At 60.9% G+C, this 3,521-nt stretch carries 5 protein-coding genes; 3 read left to right on the top strand and 2 right to left on the bottom strand.

The features are described from left to right. Nucleotides 1-110: 110 nt before the first annotated feature. Both BLX41_RS33845 and BLX41_RS24765 read left to right on the top strand, forming a co-directional pair. On the top strand, nt 111-1,295 hold the full coding sequence (locus BLX41_RS33845; RefSeq protein ID WP_185073761.1) for an osmoprotectant NAGGN system M42 family peptidase: 1,185 nt from the start codon (nt 111-113) through the stop codon (nt 1,293-1,295). Between the two features lie 85 nt (nt 1,296-1,380). Next, nucleotides 1,381-1,608: a YheU family protein gene (locus BLX41_RS24765; protein ID WP_123727003.1), complete on the top strand. Its 228-nt coding sequence runs from the start codon at nt 1,381-1,383 to the stop codon at nt 1,606-1,608. Nucleotides 1,609-1,643: 35 nt separating this feature from the next. Here the strand turns inward: BLX41_RS24765 and BLX41_RS24760 are convergent, their stop codons facing one another. Next, a complete protein-coding gene (locus BLX41_RS24760) occupies nt 1,644-1,976 on the bottom strand; it encodes a YnfA family protein (RefSeq protein WP_102860827.1) in 333 nt (110 codons plus the stop codon). Between the two features lie 64 nt (nt 1,977-2,040). Next, nucleotides 2,041-2,856, bottom strand: coding sequence for an SDR family oxidoreductase (locus tag BLX41_RS24755; protein ID WP_185073759.1), 816 nt, complete (start codon nt 2,854-2,856; stop codon nt 2,041-2,043). Between the two features lie 306 nt (nt 2,857-3,162). Here BLX41_RS24755 and BLX41_RS24750 point away from each other — a divergent pair, with 306 nt between their 5' ends. Then, nucleotides 3,163-3,315 carry a DUF3309 family protein gene (locus tag BLX41_RS24750; RefSeq protein WP_003226960.1) on the top strand — a complete coding sequence of 51 codons (153 nt, stop codon included), beginning with the start codon at nt 3,163-3,165 and terminating at the stop codon, nt 3,313-3,315. Nucleotides 3,316-3,521 lie beyond the last annotated feature (206 nt).

Here is a 3,521-nt window from a genome sequence, read left to right as displayed (position 1 = left end):
CGAGCCGGCTCCTAGCTTCTTGTAGGAGCCGGCTCGCCGGCGAAAGCCCTCTCAAGGCCCTTCACTCTCTCATCGAAACCATCGATGGCCTTTTCTCATCAGGAGTTTCCATGACCCGTCAGATTCCCGAGCCGGACCTTGCCTACCTGCAGAAAGTCCTCCTGGAAATGCTCGCCATTCCCAGCCCCACCGGTTTTACCGACACCATCGTGCGCTACGTCGCCGAACGCCTGGAAGAACTGGGCATCCCCTTCGAGCTGACCCGGCGCGGTACCATCCGCGCCACCCTCAAGGGCCAGAAGAACAGCCCCGACCGGGCGGTCTCAGCGCACCTGGACACCATCGGCGCCAGCGTCCGCGCGGTAAAAGACAATGGCCGCCTGACCCTGGCACCCGTGGGCTGCTGGTCCAGCCGCTTTGCCGAAGGCAGCCGGGTCAGCCTGTTCACCGACAACGGCGTACTGCGCGGCAGCGTGCTGCCGTTAATGGCCTCCGGGCATGCCTTCAACACCGCGGTGGACGAGTTGCCCATCAGCTGGGACCACATAGAACTGCGTCTGGACGCCTACTGCACCACCCGCGCCGACTGCGAATCCCTGGGGATTGGCGTGGGTGATTTCGTCGCCTTCGACCCTCTGCCGGAATTCACCGAAAGCGGCCATATCAGCGCCCGCCATCTGGACGACAAGGCTGGGGTTGCGGCCTTGCTGGCCGCCCTCAAGGCCATCGTCGACAGTGGTGAAACCCTGATGATCGACTGCCATCCGCTGTTCACCATCACCGAAGAGACCGGCAGCGGCGCGGCGGCGGCCCTGCCTTGGGACGTCAGTGAGTTCGTCGGCATCGACATTGCTCCGGTCGCTCCGGGCCAGCACTCCAGTGAGCACGCCGTGAGCGTGGCGATGCAGGACTCCGGCGGCCCTTACGACTATCACCTGTCCCGTCACCTGCTGCGTCTGGCCGCCGAGCACGAGCTGCCGGTGCGCCGCGACCTGTTTCGCTACTACTTCAGCGACGCTCATTCGGCGGTCACCGCCGGGCACGACATCCGCACCGCGCTGCTGGCCTTCGGTTGCGACGCCACCCACGGCTACGAGCGAACCCACATCGACAGCCTGGCGGCACTCAGTCGCCTGTTGGGTGCCTATATTCTCAGCCCGCCGGTGTTTGCCAGTGATGCACAGCCGGCCACAGGCTCTCTGGACCGTTTCAGTCACCAACTGGAACACGACGCACAGATGGAAAGCGATACCCGGGTGCCCTCGGTGGACAGCCTGGTAGGACAGAAATCCTGAAGCGCGGCACCGAGTTTGTGCGCGCCGTCGCTGGCGGCACAGGCCCGGGCGCAGTAGCATCCGGGATTGTTTGCCGGAGGCCCCCATGCTGATTCCCCACGACCAACTTGAAGTCGACACCCTGACCCGCCTGATCGAAGACTTCGTCACCCGCGAGGGCACCGACAACGGTGATGAAACCCCATTGGAAACCCGAGTCCTGCGGGTCCGTCAGGCCTTGAGCAAGGGCCAGGCGGTGATCGTTTTCGATCCGGACAGCGAGCAGTGCCAATTGATGCTCAAGCACGACGTGCCCAAGGCGTTGTTCGACTGAGGCCTGGACCGGCCCAAACCTTTGGGCCGGAATGCTCAACCGTTGGAAAAGCGCGGGCCGAACAGAATCACACTGGCCCCGATCACACATAACAGTAGCCCCAGCCAATCCGATCCCAGGGGCCGCACCCGCTCCACCACCGCCAGCCAGCCAATGGACGCCACGATGTAGATGCCTCCGTAGGCGGCATAGGCGCGCCCGGCATAAGTGGCTTCGACCTTGGTCAGCAACAGAGCGAACAGGGTCAGGCTGATCAGGGCGGGAATCACCCAGAGGGCACTCTTGCCCTGGCGCAACCACATCCAGAAGGCATAGCAGCCGGCGATTTCAAACAGCGCGGCGAGGAAGAACCACAGGTAGTTGAGCATGCAAGGTCTCGTCAGGATTGCCAGGTGCCGGCAACCCTAACGAGGCCGTGGTGGTGGGGCAAGCTTAGTTGGCGCCTTGTTTGGCCTTGGCGCGCATCTTGTCCGCCATCAGGGTCATTTCGTCGTACAGCGCCTGAGGGTTTTTCTGCTTCAGGGCCCAGGCCATGCGCCCCTGCTCGTGGGGCAGGATCATGAACTGGCCGGCGTTGACTTGAGTGTGGATGTAATCGGCAATCTCGGCGGCGGTAATGGGCGAGCTTTCCAGCAACTTGCCCACCTGGGCCTTCATCGCCGGGGTCGGGCCACGGAAGGAATCCAGCAGGTTGGTCTGGAAGAACGACGGACAAACCACATGCACGCCGATTTCCTGTTGCGCCAGCTCCGCCAGCAGGCTCTCGGAAAGCGCCACCACGCCCGCCTTGGCCACGTTGTAGTTGCTCATGGCCGGCCCCTGCATCAAGGCGGCCATGGAGGCGATATTGATGATCTTGCCCTTGCTCTGCTCCAGCAACGGCAGGAAGGCCTTGCAGCCCTTGACCACCCCCATCAGATTGATCGCGATCTGCCAGTCCCAATCCTCCAGGGACAACTCGCTGAAGAAACCGCCCGAAGCCACACCAGCGTTGTTGACGATGATGTCGATGCCGCCGAACTTGACCTCACAGGCCTGGGCAAAGGCCGTCAGCTGGCTGTAGTCACGCACATCACAACGCTGCACGAAGCCTTCGCCACCGGCTGCGCGTACCTGCTTCAGGGTTTCCTGCAGACCCGCCTCGCTGACATCGGACAAGGCCAGCCGCCAGCCTTCACGGGCCCAGCGCAAAGCGATTTCGCGACCCAGGCCGGAGCCGGCGCCAGTGATCATCATGCGATTTTGCATAAGAGTTGCCTTGTTGTTCCGGGGAAGATGAGCCGCAGTGTAGCGAAGGCCCTGGCGCCACCCACGCACCATCAGGGTGCTGAATGCCCAAGGCAAACCAATGACTTGGTGAACACGACGGCGCCAGCAGAAGACAACCTTGCCAGTCTTAAAGGAAATAACCCTGGAAGCGGAAAACGTTAAAAAAACTTGGAATTATCTCGATAGGCGCAGAGTCGGATTTATTAAGCGGTTCGCTTTATCCGTAAAACGAACTTGTCCTTGAACGACTGTGTTGTTCAACCGTACTCCAATAAGGAAACAGCCATGGGCACCATTCTGATCATCATTCTGATTCTGCTGCTGATTGGCGGCCTCCCTGTATTCCCGCACTCCAGAAGTTGGGGTTATGGACCTTCAGGAATCATTGGCGTGGTGCTGGTGGTGCTGTTGGTGCTCTTGCTCTTGGGCAGGATATAACGCCTTTATTGCTCTACCCAGGGCCTGTGTAAAAGTAAAAAGGCGCCGGTCTTCACTGGCGCCTTTTTATAAGCCTGGCTTTATAAGCCTGGATAAAAAACACCCCACTTGAGGGGGTGTCTTCTTGAAGCGGACAACGTGCGCCAACTCTGCCGGACAAAGCTGGCGCTACAGTGCTTAGTCCGGTTTCCCGTTGACTACGCCTG

The organism is Pseudomonas protegens (assembly GCF_003732485.1).
Classification (GTDB): Bacteria; Pseudomonadota; Gammaproteobacteria; order Pseudomonadales; family Pseudomonadaceae; genus Aquipseudomonas; species Aquipseudomonas protegens_B.
This window is presented reverse-complemented; position numbering and strand designations above follow the sequence as displayed.